This is a genomic window from Streptomyces sp. NPDC047028, assembly GCF_040644095.1.
Lineage (GTDB): Bacteria > Actinomycetota > Actinomycetes > Streptomycetales > Streptomycetaceae > Streptomyces.
The window spans coordinates 139,709-158,779 of the sequence record NZ_JBEYVS010000010.1; the positions used below are offsets into that span (position 1 = coordinate 139,709).

The window sequence follows — 19,071 nt, forward strand, 5'->3', positions numbered from 1 at the left end:
AGGTGTCCGGAGGCCACCGGGGGCCCGCAATTGTCTGCGCGACGCAGTGAACTGCTGCTACTCTACTGCGTGACGCAGTTAATTCACCGGTTGGAGTCCTTTATGTCCGTCATCGCTGTCGCCGGTGCGACCGGCGCCCAGGGCGGCGCCACGGCGCGCGCCCTCCTCGCCGCAGGCCACCGCGTGCGCGCCCTGACCCGCAGCCCCACCTCATCCGCCGCCACCGCGCTGCGGGACCTCGGCGCCGAAGTCCACCGGGCGGACTTCGAGGACCGTACGTCCCTCGCCGCCGCGCTCACCGGCGCGGACGCCCTGTTCGCCGTGACGACACCGTTCGAGGCGGACACCTCCGCCGAGGTCCGCCAGGGCGGGTACCTGGTGGACGAAGCGGTGTCCGCCGGGGTCGGCCACATCGTGTTCACCTCGGCCGCCCACGCCGACCGCCGGACCGGCATCCCGCACTACGACAGCAAGTTCGCGATCGAGCGCCACCTGCGGGCGTCGGGCGTTCCCTGGACGGTCATCGCGCCGGCCGCCTTCATGGACAACTGGTCCTCGCACTGGACGCTGGAGGGCCTGCGGGAGGACGTCTTCGGCTGGCCCATGCCACCCGGGACACCCCTGGCCCTGATACCGGCCGAGGACATCGGCGCGTTCGCCGCCCTGGCCCTCACGCGCCCGGGCGAGTTCACGGGCCGCCGCATCGACATCGCCTCCGACGCGCTGACACCCGAGCAGATCGCACAGATCCTGGCCCGGGCCACTGGCCGGTCCGTCACACACCGGCGGACACCCCTCGCCGCCGTGCGCGCGCACTCGTCCGACCTGGCGGCGATGTTCGCCTACTTCACCAGCCCGGGCCTCGACGTCGACACCGCCGCCTTGCGCCGGGCCCACCCAGAGGTCGGCTGGCACTCCTTCGCCGACTGGGCGGCGGCCCAGGACTGGCGGACCCTGCTCGCCTGACGGGGGCGGCCCGGTCGGCCCGGTCCGCCGTACGCCTCAGACGGCGTGTTCCCGCTCCAGCTCCCGCTTGAGGTTGCGCAAGGTCGTCTCGATGTTCCGGGCCTGGAAGACGGCGAACGTCCGGCCCGACGTCGCGAGCCGGTCGAAGGCGTTGGCCACGAACTCCGGCCACGCGCGCCGGTCGTCCGTCCAGATCTCCGTCACGCGCGTGCCGCCGTCGCCGGTCGGCTCGAAGCGGTACTCCCACGTGGCGATCGGCGCCCGCAGGCGGGGGCGCCGGATCCCGATCGCGTGGACGCGGAAGGCGAAGCGGCTGCCCGGATCGGCTGCCGTGACCGTGCACAGCGTCACCCACCGGAACCTGCCTCGCACATTGCGACCGACGAACGTGGCGCCCAACGGCGCCGAGCCGGCGGCCGAATTCGGTGTCGTGCCCAGGTTCTCCGGGCTCCAGCGGCCCATGTCGGCGGGGCGGCTCACGGCCTGGTAGGCGGTGTCCGGCGAGACACCGATGACGATGCTGCCGCTCACGGTGAACACTCGGGCCACGGCGATGCCTCCCGTCGGGAACACGGAATTACTGTCGAGTAGGAATCATGCCATGGGGGCTGGTGTTCACCCTGGTCCGCGACCGGTTTGCCATACTGTCGGGCACGAGTAGCGACCTGTTCATCCAATAACTGACAAATCGGTCAAACCAATTGATAACCAGAGGAGCGCGGGTGTTCCCGCGAATAAGCCGCATAGTCATGTCCGCCGGGGGGCGCAGGCCGCGGGTGGTGCTGTGGGCCGCCGCGGGGGTCGTGGTCCTCGGATTCCTGATCGCGCTGGAACTCGCCGCGCGCCACTACGGAATGCCGGGGCCGATCACGGAGCAGGCGCGAGAGGTGGTGTTCCCGCCGAAGTCCGGCTTTCTGCTCTACGCCAGCCTGGCGCTGATGATGGTGGTTCTCACCTGGCGTGAACGGCTCATCGCCGCCGGTACCGCGATCGGGATCGACGTCACTGTCATCCTGGTGCGGTGGGCGGCCGGCATCACCGTGACCGACGGCCATCCCTTCGGCAACGGCGCGCTGTGGGTGATGCTCGGCTACGGCGTCATAGCCGTGACCCGCCGCACGGGAGCCGAACGCGTCCTGCTCCTCAAGGGCGTCGGACTCGGACTCCTCCTCGTCGCCGGCCGCAAGACCGGCGACACCTGGCTGCTGATCACCTCCAAGACCCGCCCCTCGGTCCTCGACCAGTACACCGCGACCGCCGACCACGCCCTGGGCAACCCGTCCTGGCTGGTGGGCCGCCTGGTGAACGCCTCCGGCCCCGTCGGCTCACACCTCCTCGACTACGTCTACATCCAGCTCGCCGTCGCCGCGGTCGTCGTAGCGCTGTACCAGCTCCGCAACGTCGCCGACGAGCGCCGCTTCCCCCGCCACCACCTGGTCCGCACCTTCCTGGCGATCGGGGTCCTCGGCCCGGCCGTCTACATGGTCTTCCCGGTGGTCGGTCCGGTCTTCGCCTTCGGCGCGGACGGCGGACACTGGGCGATGGCCACCCTCTGGCCGCACACACCGACCCCGGTGCACGCTCCGCACCCGATGCGATTCGACGGGATGACCCCGCGCAACTGCATGCCCAGCCTGCACACGGCCTGGGCGACGACCATTTTCATCCATTCCCGCAAGGGCCCGAGGCTCCTGCGTTTCGCCGGCGCGTTCTGGCTCGTGGCCACCCTCACCGCGACCCTGGGATTCGGCTACCACTACGGGGTGGATCTCGTCGCCGGCGTCGTCTTCGCGCTCACCGTCGAAGCGGCACTGCGCGCCCATGCCCGCGGCTGGGACCGGCCGGGGCTCCACCTGGTCGTCCATGGCACGGCCGTCTTCACCGCCCTCCTGTTGTCGTACCGCTTCCTGCCGCTGCGCATGGCCGAACACCCCTGGCTGTCCGGACCACTTCTCCTCCTCGCCATGACCTCGGTGATCTACGGCTACACCCGCACCACCAGGCTCTGGGAGCCGCGGACCGCACCGGCACCCCAGCCGATCCCGCAACCCGAGCCGGCCTGACCTCTTCCCCCACGCACCCGGGAGCCTCCTGCCGGCCGTGTGGACGGACAGGTCACGCCGGGTCCACGACAGTGGGGGAGCCGGGGCGGGGAACGGTCCCGGAAGGGGCGTACTGGGCGGCCTGAGCGTCGAACATCGAGGCGTATCGCCCCCGGGCGGCCATGAGTTCGCCGTGGCTGCCGTGCTCGACCAGTCGCCCCTGGTGCAGGACGTAGATGCGGTCGGCGTGCCGGACGCCGGACATGCGGTGGGTGACCAGGACGACGGCCCGGCCGGGGGAGGCCAGCCGGCGGATGCGGTCGAAGGCGGCGATCTCGGCCTCCGGATCGAGGGCGGACGTGGGCTCGTCCACGATGAGCACGCCGTCGGCGTCCGAGGTGGAGCTGCGCCAGTGCGTCCGGGCGAGCCCGATCTTCTGCCACTCGCCGCCGGAGAGTTCGCTCGCACCGCGGAACATCCGGGCCAGCAGACTCCGCAGTCCGTCGGGGAGCCTCGCGACGACCGGACCGGCACCCGCGTAGTCCACGGACTGCTGCAGGTCCCCGGGACCGGCCTCCCGGCCGGGCCGGCCGATCCGGATGTTCAGCGCGGCCGTCACGGGCCAGCGCTGGAAGTCCTGGGTGAGCAGGGCGACCCGGTCGAAGACCTCGGAGCGGTCGAGGGAGGCGACATCGGCGTCACCCCACAGCACACGCCCGCTCTGCGGCAGCAGCAGCCCTGACAACACATTCATCAGCGTGCTCTTGCCGGACCCGTTCTCGCCGACCACCGCCGTGACCGAACCCATCGGCAGCGTGAGGGACACCCCGTCGAGGGCCGGTGTCTCCCGGTCCGGGTAGCGGTAGCCGACCTGGTCGAGGGCCACCTGTCTCACCCGGGGCGGCACCGGCGCGCCCCCGCCGGGGATGGTGCGGCGCGCCGCCTCGTCCAGGAACCGGGCGTGGTCGCGGACGTAGAGGGATTCCTCGTGCAGCTGGTTCACGTTCATCACCAGCGCGCCCAGACTCGCCGACCCCGACCGGACGGCGACGACGGCGGTCCCCGCCACGGCCAGACTCATGTGCCCGCTCCTGATCAGCACGAACATGGTCGCGTACGTCGCCGCCATGGCGAGGCCGGACAGCGCGGCGGCCGCCCACTCGGTGACGGCCTTGCCGGCGGCCAGCCGCTCCTGCTCGGCCTCGGCGCTCTCGGCCATCCGCTCGTAGCGGCTGAGCAGGAACGGCCCGACGGCGTGGATGCGCACTTCCTGCGCGGCCGTCCGTTCGGTGAGCAGGTTGCCGATGAGGCGGCTGGCCCGCACGTGCTCGACCCAGCTCATCACCGACACGTACCGCTCCTGCGCCACCCGCATCGCACCCCACCCGCGCGGCGCCGCGATCAGGATGAGCATCGGCAGGAGCGCCGGGTGCAGGATGGTGAGCACGCCGGCCGTGGAGACCAGGGAGATGGTCCCGTTCAGGGCGGCCACGCACGCGCTGATCATGCGCCGGGCGGATGCGGCGCCGTACTGGGCGACGTCGATCAGCCGGCGGAACTCCGGGTCCTCGATGGCCTCCAGCTCCACCGACGCGGCGGCCGCTAGGTACTGGGTCGTGGCGATGCGCTCCACCAGGGGTTCCAGTCGGCCCGCCCGCGAGGTGGACCAGCCGGCCAGCCCCGAGTTGACCACGGCCGCCCCGGCGCCGGCGAGCACACCGGGCAGCACCGCCTGCAGCCTCTCTCCCGGGGCGCCCGAGCCGAGCAGCGCGTGCATGACGGCGTTGACCGCGAGCAACCCGACGGCCGCGGCGAGTCCCTGCCCGATCTCACTGAGGGCGACCGTGACCAGCGCGCGGCGGTCCGCCTGCCACGCCATGCGCAATGTCGCCCCGACCAGCCCGGGCATCGAACGCAGAGCCGACAGCATCGTCTGATCGAGCCGGGCATGCTCGTGCTCCGACCAGCCGAGGTCGTAACGCAGGGGGCCGCCGAAGAGCTCCTGCTCGGCGTCGGAGACCGCCGGCTCGGCCATCCGCACCCGCCCGAAGAACCTCTTCACCGGTCACCTCCCGGCGCGGGCAGTTCATCGAGCGTCGTCGCTGGTGCTGGTGCTGTTACTGCTGCGGTGGCCGAAGTCAACGCGGTCCCCCTTGACGGTCGCACGGCTGGTTCACGCTGTTCAACGAGTCAACCAAGGCTTCGAACACATGTATTTCGGTCGCGTCGACCACCCCGCGATTGAGGGCACGCCGGAATATGCGGACTGCATCGACCCTTGCCCCGCAAGGAGCGGGCGCTGCGGCGCCGGTGGCCGAAACGCCGAGCATGTGCCGTGTCCCGCGCCCAAGTGGGAGGAGGACGGGGGCCATTGACTACGCGGTCGGTGTTCAGGTCCGGGCGCGGTACGGTCCTGCCATGTCCCGATCAGCCGACCCCGGTCTCTCCCGGCCCCCCGTCACCGCCGACGATCTCGAGCTCGCGGTGCGGCTCGCCGTGACAACCCTCCGCGAAGCGCCTCCCACGGCCTGGGAAGGCAAGGCCGGCTCCCTGGAATGGGACTGCTGGGAAACCGTCGAGCATCTCAGCGACGACCTCTTCGCCTATGCCGCGCAGCTCGGCCCCACACCACCGCCCTCGGGCGGGGAGGTGCCCTTCCTGTGGTGGAGCCGGAGGCCGGGCGGCCCGGCGAACGTCATTCACGCGAACCGCGAGGCGGGCCCGGCCGGTCTGCTCCAGGTCCTGGAAGCGAGCGGTGCGCTGCTGGTCGCCATGGTGCGCACGACCCCGCCGCAAACCCGCGCCCACCACGTCTTCGGCGTCTCGGACACCGAGGGCTTCGCCGCGATGGGGATCGTGGAGACCCTGGTGCACACGCACGACCTGGCACAGGGGCTCGATCTCCCCTGGACTCCTCCCGAGGATCTCTGCTCGCGCGTACTCGACCGCCTGTTCCCCGACGCACCGCCGTCCACGGGCGAGGCCTGGCGCACCCTCCTCTGGGCCACCGGCCGCGCCGACCTGCCCGGACGCCCCCGCCCGACGACCTGGCGCTGGGACGGCACCCCCCGGCCGTGAGCCGCGGACGACCGGCCCGCCGCCGACCGAGGCCGCCCCCTCAGCGCCGTTTGATCACCTTCACCGCCTGGCCGGGCCGCCAGAGGTGGATGACCAGCAGCTGTTCCTCCTGGTCCACGGTGGTGAGGACGGCCTCCGTGAGGTCGAGACGGAAGGCGTGGAAGTCACCGGGCGGTTCCGTGCCGGTGGTCATGGCCCGCTTCTCCGCGGGGTCGACGACCTCGACGGCCGATCCCGCGACTTTGGCGTCACCTTCACCGGGATGAGCGTGAATCGCACACCGGCCGTCACGTCGAAGGTCACGCGCCTTCACCGCGCCGAGCATCGAGCCGAACGTCAGCTCGGCTCCCCTGAAATCCACCTCGCTGCCACTCACCCGGGGCGAGCCGTCCTTGCGAAGGGTCGCGAGGACGTGGGTCTCATGTGCCTCGAACCGTGCGCGCACCTCCGCGGCCAACCAGGCCGCCTCCTCTTCGAACCGCTGCCACGTCGCCATCCCCACATCCTCGCAGCAGCGGCCACGAGCCGCCGTACGGGAACCAGTTCCGGACTCGGGCAGGATGACATCCATGGAAGCGGTTCGGCGGTGAGCCGGTATGCGCGGGCGTACGTCATCGGGGTCGTCAGCGTGTCCTGCGGCGGCGCCGGATCGGTTCCCCCACGCGGTGCAGGTGGGTGAGGGCCTCGCGGTAGGAGCGGATCAGGCCCGTCTCGTGGTAGGGCACGCCGATCTCCGCGCAGTAGGCCCGCACGATGGACCGGGCCCGCCGCAGGTGCGGCGTGGGCATGCTGGGGAAGAGATGGTGCTCGATCTGGTAGTTGAGACCGCCGAGCATCACATCGGTGAAGCGTCCGCCGCGTACGTTGCGGGAGGTGAGGACCTGGCGGCGCAGGAAGTCGGGCCGTTCGTCGCCGGTGAAGGTGGGCATGCCCTTGTGGTTCGGGGCGAAGGTGCAGCCGAGGTAGACCCCGAAGAGGCACTGGTGCACGAACAGGAACGCGACGGCCTTGCCCGGCGGGAGCACCCAGAACAGCGCGGACACGTACGCGGCCAGGTGCAGCAGGAGCAGGCACCCTTCCAGCAGCCGGTGCTTCATGGCCGGTGAGCGCAGCGCCCGCAGGCCGGCGACGTGCAGGTTGAACCCTTCGAGGGTGAGCAACGGGAAGAACAGCCATGCCTGGTGACCACCGATCAGGCGGGCGACGCCCCGGCTGTCGCGGGCCTGCGCCGTGGACCACACGAGGATGTCCGGCGCGACGTCGGGGTCGAGCTCCTCATGGTTGGGGTTGGCGTGGTGGCGGGTGTGCTTGTGCATCCACCAGCCGTAGCTCATGCCGATCCCGAGGTTGCCGAAGAGCCGGCCCCACGCCTGGCTCGGCCCGCCCCGCCGGAACACCTGCCGGTGCGCCAGGTCGTGTGCCACCAGGGCGATCTGCCCGAACATCAGCGCCAGGAAGGCGGCCACGGCCAACTGCCACCAGGTGTTCCCGAGCGCGAGGAACGCCCCCCATCCCGCCCCCGTCAGCAAGATCACCAGGCTGATCCGCGCCGTGTAGTAGCCCGGGCGCCGCCGCAGCAGACCGGCCTCGGCGATACGCCGTGACAGCCGGGCGAAGTCGCTGCCGGCCGCGGGGTCGGACGTACGAGAACGGGCGGCCGGTACCTCGGCCGTGGCCAAGGCTTGAGAGGAAGTCGTCATGCTGTCAAGTCTCGGCATGCCCGTTCGACCGGAACAGCCGGTCAGTCACCGGACCGGACGGGGGGCTTTCCCCACTCCGGCCCTGGTGTTGCCACCACTGCGCGCCGACCGGTGCCTGCGTCAGTCAGCGGTGCCGGTGGGCCCTGTGCGGGCCCGCGCCGGTCGGGGCGGGGCGTGCGGGGGAACACGGTGTAGCTGAAGGACCACACGAAGTCGATCGCGAGGATCACGCCCCACGAGCCGATGACGCCGGTCAGCGGGGCGACGCGGTGGGCGTCGTCGACGATCGCGGCGTCCAGCAGGATCAGACAGCTGCCGATGCTCCAGGCAAGCAGGTGGCGGCCCCACATACGGCGTTCATGGGCGGCGTGCTCCGGCCCGGCGCGGGGCGGACGGCTGGGCGGCGGCCCGCCGAACCGGTGGGCGAGACGGCCGTCCGCGAACGCCACCAGCCGTCCGCCGAAGGCCGTCGACACGCCCAGGTAGATCGCCGCCAGGCCGTGCGCGGCCGTCGGTGCCGCACGCTCGCGAGGTCCGCTGTGGACGCGGCGAAGAGCAGAAGATCGACCGCGGGCACCATCAACAGCAGGACCACACTCGCCCGGCGCCGGCGCAGTGCGTAGCGGCACAGGAGGCCGGCGACCAGAAGAACCCAGAAGGCGATCTCGCATCCGACGATCAGTACGTACAGCATGGGCACCGCACCTCCTGATGTGATACGACTGTGCCAAATAAAGATAGCACGGGCGTGCTAAAAAGGAGGGGTGCCGAAAGTCGTCGATCCCCAGGCCCGGCGCGCCGCGGTCGCCGAAGCCGTGTGGCGTTTGATCCTCAGCCGCGGGTGGGAAGGCGTCTCCGTCCGCAGCGTCGCGAAGGAGGCCGGCCTGTCCGCAGGGTCCCTCCGGCACTACTTCGCCACCCAGTCGGACGTACTCGTGTTCGCGATGCAGCTGGTCATCGACCGGGTCCGCGACAGGGTCCAGGCAATCGAACTCCAGCCGGACCCCGCCGTGACGGTCCTGAGAGCCATCGAGGAACTGCTCCCTCTGGACGCGGAGCGCCGCGCCGAGGCGGAAGTCTGGCTGGCCTTCACCGTCCGGGCCCAGACCGAACCGACGCTACGGGCCCTGCGCGACACCAGCTACGAACTCCTGCAAGACCTGTGCCACCAGCTCGTCGAGGTCCTGACGCGACACGACCCGCGTACCGACCCCGACCTCAGGGTGGAGTCCGAGCGGCTGTACGCGCTCATCGACGGACTCGTGGTGCACTGCGTGATCCGCCCGGACCGCGCCACCCCGCCGCTCATGCGGGACGTGATCGCCCGGCACCTGTCGGAACTGACCACTGCCCGACAACCCTGACACCCTCCCGCCCGGCCTGATGGCAGTGCGGGAGGGTGTCAGGCGGACCGCGGAGGCGGGGCCGCACGACGCATGTCTTACGCGAGCGGCCACGAACAAATCCCCCCATGGACACGGGATCTCAGGGCAGCGCCGATCCTGGCCGTGCAGCCCGGCGGGACCACTCGTAGCAGCTCGGCGGAAGCACTCGCAGCCGCACGCCCGCGAGTTGACCCTCCCCCTACGTCAGGCTTGAGGCTGTGGGCCGACGAAAGGGCAGGTGGATGAGTTACTCAGTGGGGCAGGTCTCGGCCGTCGCCGGGGTGACGGTGCGGACACTGCATCACTACGACAAGGCGGGTCTGCTCTCACCGAGCGACCGCAGCCACGCCGGATACCGGCTCTACAGTGAGGCCGACCTGGTCCGTCTCCAGCAGATCCTCTTCTACCGTGAACTCGGCTTCCCCCTCGACGAGATCGCCGCGATCCTCGAGGATCCGCAGGCGAATCCACTGGAGCGGCTCCGGGCCCGGCAGCGACAGTTGAGCGAGGAGATCGCCCGGCTGCAACGGCTGGCCGAGGTGGCGGAACGGGCGGTGGAGGTCCACAAGACCGGGGTGTCCCTCACTCCTCAGGAGCGCTTCGAGGTCTTCGGCGAGGTCACCTTCGACCTGAGCTATGCCACCGAGGCGGAGCTGAAGTGGGCGCACTCGGCGGGACACCGCGAGGCGATGGCCCGCGCCGCCGCCCACTCCAAGGAGGACTGGCGCCGGCTCATGGGCGAGGCCGCCGCCTGGCGAGCGGAACTGCTCGCGGCCTTCGACGAGGGGGAGCCGAGCGACGGCGAGCGGGCCATGGACCTCGCCGAGGAGCACCGTCTGCACATCGCACGCTGGTTCACCGCCTGCCCGCCCGACATGCACCGGCGTATCGCGGACGACTTCGTCGCCGATCCGCGCGCCTTCGCGCTGGTCGTACCGCCCTCCCAACAGCGCCCGGGCCTGGCCGCCTTCACGTGCCGGGCGGTGCACGCCAACGCGGCCCGCCACGCAGGGGACAGCACCGATCCCGAGGAGCACCGATGAGGATCCTGATCACCGCGGCCGGATCCTACGGCGACGTCGCGCCCTACACGGGCCTGGGTGCTGAACTGCGCCGCGCGGGGTACGACGTCGTCCTCGCCGCACCCGACACGTTCGCACCCCTCGTAAGCGACGCGGGTCTGGAATTCCGCCGTCTGCCCGCCGACACCCGGCGAGGCGGCGGCACCGGCACACGTGAACTCATGCGGAACGCCGCCGGGTTCATCACCGAACTGGGTCACGGCTTCGCCGACGCGGTGGACACGGGCACGGACCTCCTGCTGCTGTCGACGACCACGGCCCCGCTCGGCTGGCACCTCACCGAGGCCACGGGCATACCGAGCCTCGGCGTGTACCTCCAGCCCACCGCACCCACGGGCGACTTCCCGCCCGTCGTGACCGGCTCCCGCTCACTGGGACGTCTCGCCAACCGGGCAGCGGGACGCTTCGCACTGCGGATGACCGACCGCCTCTACACACAGGCCGTCGCACAGATGCGCCGCCGCCTCGGACTGCCTCCGGCCTGCCCGGCCCAGACGCGCGGGCGGCAGGAGCGGGCGAACTGGCCCGTCCTGCACGGATTCAGCACAGCCCTGGTGCCCCGCCCCTCCGACTGGCGTCCCGGCTTGGAGGTCGTCGGCAACTGGTGGCCCCACCACGACGTGACCGAGCGGCTGCCCGCCGAGCTCGAGGACTTCCTCGGCGCCGGTCCCCGGCCCGTTTTCATCGGCTTCGGGAGCATGGCCTCCGGCGACGGGGAACGGCTGAGCGAACTCGCTGTGCGCGCTCTGCGCCGTGCCGGGCTGCGGGGGATCCTCCAAGCCGGCAGCGCGGGGCTCGCCGCCGACGGGGACGACGTGCTCACCATCGGGAACGTGCCGCACGCCCTGCTGTTCCCCCGGCTGGCCGCGGTCGTCCACCACGCCGGGGCCGGCACCGCGGCGGCCGCGCTGCGCGCCGGAGTGCCCGCCGTCCCCGTGCCGGTGACCGCGGACCAGCCGTTCTGGGCGCGGCGACTCGCCGCCCTCGGCACCGCCACCGGCCCGATCCCCTTCCGGGCCCTCACCGAGGAACGGCTTGCCGACGCCCTCGACCGAGTGGTGAGGCAGCAGGCGCACAGCCGAGCCGCCGCGACGGCGGCAGACCATGTGGCGACCGAGGACGGCGCGGCCCGGACCATCGAGGCCATCCGGCAGCTGGCCGCCGGATGAGGCCACGCGACGCGTGTGTCCTTCCTCGCCGACCGGGCGTGGAATCGGCCACAGGAGTGGTCGATGCCGCTGACCGGCTGTTCATGCCGGGATCTGCCGGCGACCGCCGCTAGCTTGGCTGATCTTCCTGCCCTTCGCAGCTTCAGGAGCGGCGAAGGGTTCCGGGCCTGTGAACGGAGAGATCAGTGGCGGACAGCGGACACGGTCCGGACGATTCAAGAGTGCTCCCGTTCGGGCGCCGGGGGTTTCTGGCATCGGCGGCGGTGGCCGCCGCGCTTCCGCTCGCGGCAGCCACGGACGCCGACGCCGACACCGTCCAGTCGCCTCCCGGGCCGGAGCAGGAGCCGGGGCCGGCCGCCGGGTGCGGTGCTGTTCCCCGCCTGATGGCCGTTCCCGAGCACCGACGCGACGTCGACTGGATCCGGGAGTCGCTGCAGATCGCCGTGCAGCTCGAACTGGCGACCATTCCGCCCTACTTGTGCGGATGGTGGTCGATCCACGACCGCACCAGCCAGGCCGCTCGCCTCATCCGGCGCGTCGTCGCCGACGAGATGTACCACCTCGGCGTGGTCAGCAACCTGCTGGTGGCCGTGGGCGGCCGCCCACGGATCATGGACGCGGCGATGTCCTACCCCGGACAGCTGCCGGGTGGCGTCCGCGCCGGCGTGACCGTGTACCTCTCCGGCCTGACCAAGTCCCTGGTGCACGACGTGATGATGGCCATCGAGGCCCCGGACCAGCCCCTCGCGAGGGCCGACGCCGCGTCGGGGATCGGGGACTTCTACGACGCCGTACTCGCCGCCTTCCGGCGCGCCCGCCCGGAACTGTCGGCCGAGGGCCAGCTGGCGAAACACATCGGGTCCGACGTCCTCAAGCCTGTCGCAAGCCTCGACGACGTCGAACACGCCATCGGCATCGTCAAGGAACAGGGTGAGGGCACGACCAGCTCGCCCGCTGACGCCTTCGGCGACGACCAACCCGCCCACTACTACGCGTTCGGCGAGATCTACCACGAGCGGCGCCTGCAACGCGTCGGCCATCGGTGGGAGTTCAGCGGACAGGCCATCCCCTTCCCCAGCACCCGGCCCATGGCCGCCGTCCCCGCCGGCGGCTGGCCCGGCCCGTCGCCCGCGGTGCGCCGGCTCCTCGGCCGGTTCGACGGGACGTACCACGCCGTTCTGCATCATCTGGAGAGCGCCTGGAGCGAGGGCGACCCGCGTGCGCTGAACGCCGCCGTGCACGCGATGCACGGCCTGGAGGGGCCCGCCGTCGAACTCATGGAAACCACCCGCCCTGACGGCCCCGGCTCCTACGGGCCCCAGTTCCGTCCACCCGCCGCGCGTAACACCGTCTGACCACGTCGAGGCCGCCACGCTCCGGGTGGATAGAGTGGGCCAATGTCCGAGCTGAAGCGGCTGCAGGCCGGCCACGCCCCGGCGGTCCTGGCCTTCGAGCTGGCGAACCGCGCCTACTTCGCCGCCTCGATCTCCGACCGGGGCGACGACTTCTTCGACCGGTTCACCGACCGGTACGAGGCCGCCCTGGCCGAGCAGGAGGCCGGCGTCTGCGCCTTCTACCTGCTCCTCGCCGAGGACGGTTCGGTGCTCGGCAGGTTCAACCTGTACGACTGCGAGAACGGCACCGCCCATCTCGGCTACCGGGTCGCGGAGCAGGCCGCCGGCCGTGGCGTGGCCACCGCGGCCGTCGGGGAGCTGTGCCGGCTCGCGGCAGCACGGCACGGCCTGCGCACACTCCGGGCGGCCACCTCCCACGAGAACGCCGCGTCACGGAAAGTCCTGGACAAGGCCGGATTCATCCCGGTCGGCCCGGCGGGCCCCGCCGATCTCGGCGGCAGATCGGGCACCTGGTTCCAGCGCGACCTCGAGGCGTAGCCCTTACGTGGTGAGCCCCAAGTCGGCCAAGTCGGCCGCTGCGCCTCCTGCTCCCGTCGGGACGCCCTGGCCCTGCCCGCTCGGATCCCCCTTCGGCATACGGCCCTGGTGACGTGTCGCGGTGACGAGGGTGGAGGAGATGTGCGCCAGGCCGGGGTCGGCCGCGAGGAAGAGCGTCTCGACTCCGGCCAACTCGTGGTTCATGCGGGCCATCGGCATCTCGTAGTCCAGGTCGGCAAGCCCCCGAACTCCGCGGACGACGACGTCGATCCCGGCCCGACGGCAGTAGTCGACCAGCAGGCCGCCGGTGTGGGAGTCGACCGTGACGTTGCTCAGGCCGGCAGCTGCTGTACGGAGTCGCTGCAGCCGTTCCGTGACGGGGAGGCGACCGGTCTTGTTCGCGTTGAACATCACGCACACGACGACCTCGTCGAACAGGAGGGAGGCGCGCCGGAGTACGTCCTGGTGCCCTTGAGTGACCGGGTCGAATGATCCTGGGAAGAGGGCTCGCATGACCGGAAACAGTAACAAGGAGCATCGAGAGGGGTGCTCGTGCTGCGTGAGACACCGGAGAGCGGGCATCATGCAGGGCGCGAATATGCCCCCCATCTCGTAGAAGTAACTCGCATTTTCAGGGCTTGTAAGCCTTGCGTAAGGGCATTCGGTGGCCAGGAGGTTGATATCGATGGTTCCCCTGATTCTGGTTCTTCTGCTGGCTCTGATCCTCTTCGGCGCGGGTTTCGCACTGAAGGCGTTGTGGTGGATCGCGGTGATCGTGCTCATCGTGTGGCTGCTGGGCTTCGTCGTCCGCTCCGCCGACGGCGCGGGGCGCAGGGGCCGCTGGTACCGCTGGTAGACACGGGCCTTGGGAAGAGGAGCGCCCAGGAACACCGGTGACAGCGCGAGTTGAGCGGGGTCCGGCCCATGCGGCCGGGCCCCGCTTCGCGTGTGAGGCCCTGGCTCATCCGAGGAAAGTCGCGCCAGGCAGTTCGAGCGGCGGCAGGCGACGGAGGGCTCAGCCCTGCGGATCCTGAGGCTTGACGTCGACCTCGCGCAGATTCTGGTCCTTCGACTCCGTGCGGGCCTCCGTACGGTGGCCCCGTGCGATGTAGTCCCGCACCACCGCCTCGACGGCGTCCTGGGGCGAACCGATCCCGGCGAGGACCATCACTTCCACCACGAGTTCCGCGTCGAGACTGATGTTGACCTTGGCCATGGTGCCCCCTCATCGCGTCGGACGCGCACTCTAGCCGCTCCCGGCGGAGGACAGGGGCGGCCCGGCGCCGTAGTGGCATGCGATGCATGGGAAGCGAGGAATTGGGTACCGGAGCGCACGGCTTTCCCGCGATCGCGGGGGCAGCGTGGAAGGAGCTCTGCGATGTTGATGGCGCACCCCACGGTACTGCGGGACCTGATCGACGAGTACGAATCCCTCGCCGCCCTCCATGCCTCCGCGGCGGACGGCGAGCGCGTGCGGCAGCGCATGGAGGACGTCGCCTACACCCTGTGCGTGTCCACCGGTACCCGCGACATCGACGCGGCCCTGACGGCGGCGCGCCGCCGGCTGCCCGCCGTCCGGCCCCAGGAGGGCGCGGTGCTGACCGGCAGCAGCTGAGCCCAGCCACGCGGCCGTCACCGGTCACCGCCGTACAGCCGGCCCGTACGCCCCCCCCGCAAGCAACGCCCCGGCCGCCCGGTGACGGAGGAGAGGATCATGTGCCGACTGTTCGGCCTCAGCAGTGCGCCGCGCCGCACCCACGCGACCTTCTGGCTGCTGGACGCCCCCGACAGCCTCAGCCAACAGAGCCACCACGACCCCGACGGGACCGGTCTCGGCTACTTCGCGGCAGACGGGACCCCGCACGTCGACAAGGCACCGATCGCCGCGTACCAGGACCGGGCCTTCGCCGAGGAGGCCCGGCAGGTGGAGGCGGCCACCTTCGTCGCCCACGTGCGCTACGCCTCCACGGGCAGCCTCCTCGACCGCAACACCCACCCCTTCGAACAGGAAGGGCGGCTTTTCGCGCACAACGGCGTCATCGAGGGCCTCGACCAGCTCGACGACCACCTGGGCCCGGACCGGTCCCTCGTCCACGGCGACACCGACTCGGAGCGGTTCTTCGCCCTGATCACCCGGGAGACCAGGCAGAACGGCGGCGACCTCACCGCCGGGATCCGGCACGCCGCCCGATGGATCGCTGAGCACCTGCCCGTGTACGCCCTCAACCTCGTCCTGATCACACCCGACCAGATGTGGGCCCTGCGCTACCCGGACACGCACGAGCTGTACGTCCTCCAGCGCCCGGCGGGTGGACAGCACGGCTCTCGCCACCTCGACCACGGCGGCAGCCAGGGACGCATGCGGGTCCACTCCGCCGACCTGATCGACCACCCCGCCGTGGTGATCGCCAGCGAACGCATGGACGACCATCCCGACTGGCGCCTGATGGAGCCGGGCGAGCTGCTCCACGCAGGACCCGGCCTCCACACCACCCACCGCGTGGTCCTGCCCGAACCGCCGGCACACCAACTCACCCTGGCTGACCTGCGGCCCGACGCCGCCGCCTCACAGAAGGCCGCCTGACGGACCGCCCCTGACAAACAACCCCCTGCCGAGACTGTGCCGCCGGCCGACGCCGAAGACCTGCTCGGGTACACCGAAGCGGCCGGGAGGGACGAGCCGCACCTCTGTGACCGAGCCCTCCGTGCCGAAGAGGAATGCCGCACGGGCTGCGTGGCACCGGCACGGACATGGTGCGAGGGATGGACGTAGCGCGGGCCGCGCGAGCCGAGGCCGTGGCCGTGGGCCGCGCGACACGGCGGGCGTGGGCCGGCCCCGGGCGGGAGCGGGTGCTGGTCGTCCAGTCGCTGAAGGCAGCGCTGGCCGCCTTCGTGGCCTGGCTGGTCGCGGACCGCTGGCTGCACGCGCCGCTGTCGTTCATCGCGCCCTGGGTGGCGGTGGTGCTGGTCAGGACGACGGTGTACCAGTCCTTCGCCCAGGGGTTCCAGCAACTCGCCGCCATCGCGCTGGGCACGGTACTGGCCACCGCCGGCGGCACGGCGCTCGGCGTACCCGCACTGGCGATGGCGGTGGTCCTGCCGGCCGTCCTCCTGCTCGGCAACTGGCCCCGGCTCGGCGACAGGGGATCTACGGCGCGACCACGGCGCTGTCCTCACCTCCCGCCCCAGCTTCGACTTGGCCGTCGAGCGGCTCGCGGAGTCGCTGCTGGGCGCCCTGGTCGGCGTAGGAGTGAACATGCTGGTTCTGCCTCCGGCGCGCCTACGGAGCGCGCACGACGCCGTACGGGCGGCGATCGACGAGGCAGCACGGACGCTGCACGCGATCGCGGACGGGCTGGAGGACGCATGGGGGCAACGGCAGGTGCGCGACTGGCACCACAGGGCCCGACGGCTCTTCCGCATGGTCCGGCAGGCGCGCTCCGCCGTGGAGCGCAGCGGGGAGAGCATCCGGCTGAACCCCGACCGCCGGCGGCGCGCCCAGCTGCGGCGAGTCCAGCCGCCCTACCGGCGCATCGTCTTCGACCTGGAGGCACTCGCGGACTACGCCATCGACCTGACCCGCACCTTGGCGGAAACCGCGGACGACGACGCCCCGGCCTCCGCGCGTCCGCACAGCGAGGCCCTGGCGCCCTACGCCCTCTTCCTCCACCAGGCCGCCGACGCGGTGGACGACTACGGGGAGGTCGTCACCGGCGGTACACGTCCGGACGTACAGGCCCGCCTGAGGCAGAAGACCGAGGAAGCCCGCGCGACGCACGACGACCTCCGCGAGGTACTCGTCAGCGCCGCTCTGTTCCGGGCCACGGGCAACCGCTCCGTGCCGCGCACCACGATGAGCCTCGTCCACCTGCGCGCCGGCCAGATCGTGGGCAACACCTACCTGACGGTCCTGAACACCGGCTTCCTGCGCAAGGCGGGGGAGTCGGAGGAGCGCATCACCGCGGTCTCCTCGTGGCAGGACGCGCCGTACTTCACCGACGCCGAGCGTGCCGCCCTGGCCTTGGTGGAGGCCACTCTCCAGCCGGCGCCGCACGGCAGGGAGCGTGTCACGGACGACCTGTACGCCGAGGTCGCCAAGCACTATGACGAAAAGGCGCTGGCCACCCTCACCATTGCCATCGGCCAGATCAGCTTCTACGTCGCGCTGGCCGTCATCGGAAAGCCCCAGCCGGTCAGCTCTCTCGCCGACGAACAATGGGACTGACCTGACCCGCAGTCGGCGCGGTAGCCGGGCGGGGTGTGCCGCGCGGCAGTCCCGCCCGGTGTCGAGTACTCCCTGTTTCAGGGTTTCAGGCGGATTCGGCGCCGACGGCCTCCGCGGCGGTGGCCTGTGCCGCGGCGGTCGCGGCGCGACCGCGGGCGCTCGCCCGCCGGGCGTAGGCCATCGTCCAGTAGACCAGCGCGCCGATCACGGCGTACGGCAGGACACTGTTGACGGTCACCATCTGGCTGTGGGGCAGCTGGTACACCAGCACGACGCGCACCACCGCCTCCACGATGAACGTCAGACCCCAGACGAGCGTCAGATTGCGCTGCACCAGGCGGAATCCGGGGTACTGCCACATGCCGTTCCACCAGGCGATCATCTGCGGCGTTCCGTCCGTGGCGAACTTGCGGCCGAAGTAGAACATCAGCGGGCGCGGCGCGGCCAGGGTGGCCAGGTAGACCACACCGAGCAGGCCCGTCACGAAGGAGTCCTTGGCCAGCAGCAGCCGCGGGTCGTCCGGCCCGACGAGCGAGATGACCAGGGTGAGCGCCACGAACGTCAGCGAGAGGATGGCGAATTCGTCGACCCGCCGGTGCCAGGCAAGGTAGATCACGATGTCCAGCGCCGGGCCGAGGCCGGACAGGATGATGGCGACGGACTCGCTGTAGCCGTGGTCGTGCAGCTGGTTGTAGAGGACGATCGGTGCGACCACGTTGAGGGCGATGGTGATCAGCCAGCCGACGGCGGCGGTCGACCGCTTTCGGGCAGGAGGCTGCGGAGCGGAACCGGACATGCTTTTCCCCCGGGACACTGATGCTTTGGAACGCGGCGTGCGGAAGCGCACGGCGTGGCCCGGCGGACGTCCGGACCGTGCGTATTCTTGCTGATCTTGGACTGCGATGGCTAGAGGCGGCTCTTCCGGGGCGACACCGGATCACCGGAGGCCGCGCCGCGGTCGGGAAACTGCGCCAGGCCCTCGCGGCATGTCGGCCGAGCAGCGGACCTGCCGGGTGCTGAGAGAATGGGACGGCAGCTCCTCCACCTCGTCGCGGCGACAGTCGGCATCACCGAGCAGGCCGTCCGTGCCCGACGCCGTCTCACCAGCACCCTGGGGGCCCGGCGATGACCACACCCATCCACCCGTCCGGAACACCCTCGCCGTACGAAGACGAGCGGCTGGGGATCATGGAGTCGGCGGCCGCGCGCACCCTGCGCGCCGCCGCCGACGAGGTTCCCGGCGTGCGCACGCGTTCCTGCCGGATCATCGCCGGACCGAACGCCGACACGAATCAGGTGACCGTCCACCTCGGCGTGCAGGCATCCCTGTCCACTCCCGACCTCACCGTCCTCGCCGACGAGGTCCGCCGGCACGTGAAGGAAAGCGCCGACCTGAGCCTCGGTCTGGACGTCGCCGCCGTCGACATCCACATCACCGACCTGGCCGACCCACCGGGCCGCTCCGAGGAGGAATCCGGCCGATGACCTAGCAATCCCTGGGTGAAGCCCTCGCCAACCGCCCGGCGGTGACC

20 protein-coding genes and 2 pseudogenes are annotated in these 19,071 nt (G+C 71.1%); 14 read left to right on the top strand and 8 right to left on the bottom strand.

What is annotated here, in order from left to right; all coding sequences use genetic code 11:
* Positions 1–102: 102 nt before the first annotated feature.
* Entirely contained in the window at positions 103–966 is an 864-nt protein-coding gene (locus ABZ854_RS12075; protein ID WP_361208186.1) for an NmrA/HSCARG family protein, read from the top strand.
* Positions 967–1,002: 36 nt separating this feature from the next.
* On the opposite strand, the gene ABZ854_RS12080 is transcribed toward ABZ854_RS12075, so the two are convergent.
* A complete protein-coding gene (locus ABZ854_RS12080) occupies positions 1,003–1,515 on the bottom strand; it encodes an SRPBCC family protein (protein ID WP_361208319.1) in 513 nt (170 codons plus the stop codon).
* Between the two features lie 200 nt (positions 1,516–1,715).
* On the opposite strand from ABZ854_RS12080, the gene ABZ854_RS12085 reads away from it, so the two are divergent.
* Positions 1,716–3,029, top strand: a complete 1,314-nt coding sequence (locus tag ABZ854_RS12085; protein WP_361208190.1) for a phosphatase PAP2 family protein — start codon at positions 1,716–1,718, stop codon at positions 3,027–3,029.
* A 52-nt stretch (positions 3,030–3,081) separates the two neighbouring features.
* Here ABZ854_RS12085 and ABZ854_RS12090 read toward each other — a convergent pair whose 3' ends face one another.
* Positions 3,082–5,043 carry an ABC transporter ATP-binding protein gene (locus tag ABZ854_RS12090; RefSeq protein ID WP_361208322.1) on the bottom strand — a complete coding sequence of 654 codons (1,962 nt, stop codon included), beginning with the start codon at positions 5,041–5,043 and terminating at the stop codon, positions 3,082–3,084.
* A 383-nt stretch (positions 5,044–5,426) separates the two neighbouring features.
* On the opposite strand from ABZ854_RS12090, the gene ABZ854_RS12095 reads away from it, so the two are divergent.
* Positions 5,427–6,086, top strand: coding sequence for a maleylpyruvate isomerase N-terminal domain-containing protein (locus ABZ854_RS12095; protein ID WP_361208192.1), 660 nt, complete (start codon positions 5,427–5,429; stop codon positions 6,084–6,086).
* Positions 6,087–6,126: 40 nt separating this feature from the next.
* Here the strand turns inward: ABZ854_RS12095 and ABZ854_RS12100 are convergent, their stop codons facing one another.
* The 3 genes from ABZ854_RS12100 to ABZ854_RS12110 form a co-directional block, all read right to left on the bottom strand.
* Positions 6,127–6,582, bottom strand: coding sequence for a pyridoxamine 5'-phosphate oxidase family protein (locus tag ABZ854_RS12100; RefSeq protein ID WP_361208195.1), 456 nt, complete (start codon positions 6,580–6,582; stop codon positions 6,127–6,129).
* Between the two features lie 127 nt (positions 6,583–6,709).
* Positions 6,710–7,786 carry an acyl-CoA desaturase gene (locus tag ABZ854_RS12105; protein ID WP_361208198.1) on the bottom strand — a complete coding sequence of 359 codons (1,077 nt, stop codon included), beginning with the start codon at positions 7,784–7,786 and terminating at the stop codon, positions 6,710–6,712.
* Positions 7,787–7,827: 41 nt separating this feature from the next.
* The gene (locus tag ABZ854_RS12110) at positions 7,828–8,262 is read right to left on the bottom strand and encodes a hypothetical protein (RefSeq protein WP_361208201.1); all 435 of its coding nucleotides are present in this window, start codon (positions 8,260–8,262) and stop codon (positions 7,828–7,830) included.
* A 288-nt stretch (positions 8,263–8,550) separates the two neighbouring features.
* Here ABZ854_RS12110 and ABZ854_RS12115 point away from each other — a divergent pair, with 288 nt between their 5' ends.
* The 5 genes from ABZ854_RS12115 (at position 8,551) to ABZ854_RS12135 (ending at position 13,314) form a co-directional block, all read left to right on the top strand.
* Entirely contained in the window at positions 8,551–9,150 is a 600-nt protein-coding gene (locus ABZ854_RS12115) for a TetR/AcrR family transcriptional regulator (protein ID WP_361208203.1), read from the top strand.
* Between the two features lie 263 nt (positions 9,151–9,413).
* On the top strand, positions 9,414–10,214 hold the full coding sequence (locus tag ABZ854_RS12120; RefSeq protein WP_361208206.1) for a MerR family transcriptional regulator: 801 nt from the start codon (positions 9,414–9,416) through the stop codon (positions 10,212–10,214).
* On the top strand, positions 10,211–11,422 hold the full coding sequence (locus ABZ854_RS12125) for a glycosyltransferase (protein ID WP_361208208.1): 1,212 nt from the start codon (positions 10,211–10,213) through the stop codon (positions 11,420–11,422). Before ABZ854_RS12120 ends, ABZ854_RS12125 begins: the two co-directional genes overlap by 4 nt.
* Before the next feature lie 221 nt (positions 11,423–11,643).
* The gene (locus ABZ854_RS12130) at positions 11,644–12,777 is read left to right on the top strand and encodes a ferritin-like protein (protein ID WP_361208211.1); all 1,134 of its coding nucleotides are present in this window, start codon (positions 11,644–11,646) and stop codon (positions 12,775–12,777) included.
* 42 nt (positions 12,778–12,819) lie between these two features.
* On the top strand, positions 12,820–13,314 hold the full coding sequence (locus ABZ854_RS12135) for a GNAT family N-acetyltransferase (protein WP_361208214.1): 495 nt from the start codon (positions 12,820–12,822) through the stop codon (positions 13,312–13,314).
* 3 nt (positions 13,315–13,317) lie between these two features.
* Here ABZ854_RS12135 and coaD read toward each other — a convergent pair whose 3' ends face one another.
* Positions 13,318–13,827 (bottom strand): pantetheine-phosphate adenylyltransferase, encoded by a 510-nt coding sequence (gene coaD, locus ABZ854_RS12140; RefSeq protein ID WP_361208216.1) that lies wholly within the window; start codon positions 13,825–13,827, stop codon positions 13,318–13,320.
* A 172-nt stretch (positions 13,828–13,999) separates the two neighbouring features.
* Here coaD and ABZ854_RS12145 point away from each other — a divergent pair, with 172 nt between their 5' ends.
* The gene (locus ABZ854_RS12145; RefSeq protein ID WP_129305049.1) at positions 14,000–14,170 is read left to right on the top strand and encodes a hydrophobic protein; all 171 of its coding nucleotides are present in this window, start codon (positions 14,000–14,002) and stop codon (positions 14,168–14,170) included.
* A gap of 159 nt (positions 14,171–14,329) precedes the next feature.
* Here the strand turns inward: ABZ854_RS12145 and ABZ854_RS12150 are convergent, their stop codons facing one another.
* A complete protein-coding gene (locus ABZ854_RS12150; RefSeq protein WP_129305048.1) occupies positions 14,330–14,530 on the bottom strand; it encodes a type II toxin-antitoxin system VapB family antitoxin in 201 nt (66 codons plus the stop codon).
* A gap of 162 nt (positions 14,531–14,692) precedes the next feature.
* Here ABZ854_RS12150 and ABZ854_RS12155 point away from each other — a divergent pair, with 162 nt between their 5' ends.
* The 4 genes and pseudogenes from ABZ854_RS12155 to ABZ854_RS12170 form a co-directional block, all read left to right on the top strand.
* A complete protein-coding gene (locus ABZ854_RS12155; protein WP_361208220.1) occupies positions 14,693–14,929 on the top strand; it encodes a DUF5133 domain-containing protein in 237 nt (78 codons plus the stop codon).
* Between the two features lie 99 nt (positions 14,930–15,028).
* On the top strand, positions 15,029–15,898 hold the full coding sequence (locus tag ABZ854_RS12160; RefSeq protein ID WP_361208223.1) for a class II glutamine amidotransferase: 870 nt from the start codon (positions 15,029–15,031) through the stop codon (positions 15,896–15,898).
* A gap of 179 nt (positions 15,899–16,077) precedes the next feature.
* Positions 16,078–16,401 (top strand): annotated as a pseudogene (locus ABZ854_RS12165) (aromatic acid exporter family protein); the annotation flags it as partial.
* Positions 16,402–17,113: 712 nt separating this feature from the next.
* Positions 17,114–17,539: pseudogene (locus ABZ854_RS12170) on the top strand (carboxymuconolactone decarboxylase family protein); the annotation flags it as partial.
* A gap of 85 nt (positions 17,540–17,624) precedes the next feature.
* On the opposite strand, the gene ABZ854_RS12175 reads toward ABZ854_RS12170, so the two are convergent.
* A complete protein-coding gene (locus ABZ854_RS12175) occupies positions 17,625–18,335 on the bottom strand; it encodes a VC0807 family protein (RefSeq protein WP_361208226.1) in 711 nt (236 codons plus the stop codon).
* A gap of 329 nt (positions 18,336–18,664) precedes the next feature.
* Between ABZ854_RS12175 and ABZ854_RS12180 the strand changes: the two genes are divergently transcribed.
* On the top strand, positions 18,665–19,024 hold the full coding sequence (locus ABZ854_RS12180; protein WP_361208229.1) for a hypothetical protein: 360 nt from the start codon (positions 18,665–18,667) through the stop codon (positions 19,022–19,024).
* Positions 19,025–19,071: the final 47 nt, after the last annotated feature.

Bases quoted from the DNA above. Each gene is read 5' to 3' on its own strand.
- ABZ854_RS12125 (WP_361208208.1), top strand. From the start codon at position 10,211: ATGAGGATCCTGATCACCGCGGCCGGATCCTACGGCGACGTCGCGCCC.
- ABZ854_RS12180 (WP_361208229.1), top strand. From the start codon at position 18,665: ATGACCACACCCATCCACCCGTCCGGAACACCCTCGCCGTACGAAGAC.
- ABZ854_RS12085 (WP_361208190.1), top strand. From the start codon at position 1,716: ATGTCCGCCGGGGGGCGCAGGCCGCGGGTGGTGCTGTGGGCCGCCGCG.
- ABZ854_RS12090 (WP_361208322.1), bottom strand. From the start codon at position 5,043: ATGGCCGAGCCGGCGGTCTCCGACGCCGAGCAGGAGCTCTTCGGCGGC.
- ABZ854_RS12145 (WP_129305049.1), top strand. From the start codon at position 14,000: ATGGTTCCCCTGATTCTGGTTCTTCTGCTGGCTCTGATCCTCTTCGGC.
- ABZ854_RS12105 (WP_361208198.1), bottom strand. From the start codon at position 7,786: ATGACGACTTCCTCTCAAGCCTTGGCCACGGCCGAGGTACCGGCCGCC.
- coaD (WP_361208216.1), bottom strand. From the start codon at position 13,827: ATGCGAGCCCTCTTCCCAGGATCATTCGACCCGGTCACTCAAGGGCAC.
- ABZ854_RS12160 (WP_361208223.1), top strand. From the start codon at position 15,029: ATGTGCCGACTGTTCGGCCTCAGCAGTGCGCCGCGCCGCACCCACGCG.
- ABZ854_RS12155 (WP_361208220.1), top strand. From the start codon at position 14,693: ATGTTGATGGCGCACCCCACGGTACTGCGGGACCTGATCGACGAGTAC.
- ABZ854_RS12095 (WP_361208192.1), top strand. From the start codon at position 5,427: ATGTCCCGATCAGCCGACCCCGGTCTCTCCCGGCCCCCCGTCACCGCC.
- ABZ854_RS12150 (WP_129305048.1), bottom strand. From the start codon at position 14,530: ATGGCCAAGGTCAACATCAGTCTCGACGCGGAACTCGTGGTGGAAGTG.
- ABZ854_RS12100 (WP_361208195.1), bottom strand. From the start codon at position 6,582: ATGGCGACGTGGCAGCGGTTCGAAGAGGAGGCGGCCTGGTTGGCCGCG.
- ABZ854_RS12075 (WP_361208186.1), top strand. From the start codon at position 103: ATGTCCGTCATCGCTGTCGCCGGTGCGACCGGCGCCCAGGGCGGCGCC.
- ABZ854_RS12175 (WP_361208226.1), bottom strand. From the start codon at position 18,335: ATGTCCGGTTCCGCTCCGCAGCCTCCTGCCCGAAAGCGGTCGACCGCC.
- ABZ854_RS12120 (WP_361208206.1), top strand. From the start codon at position 9,414: ATGAGTTACTCAGTGGGGCAGGTCTCGGCCGTCGCCGGGGTGACGGTG.
- ABZ854_RS12135 (WP_361208214.1), top strand. From the start codon at position 12,820: ATGTCCGAGCTGAAGCGGCTGCAGGCCGGCCACGCCCCGGCGGTCCTG.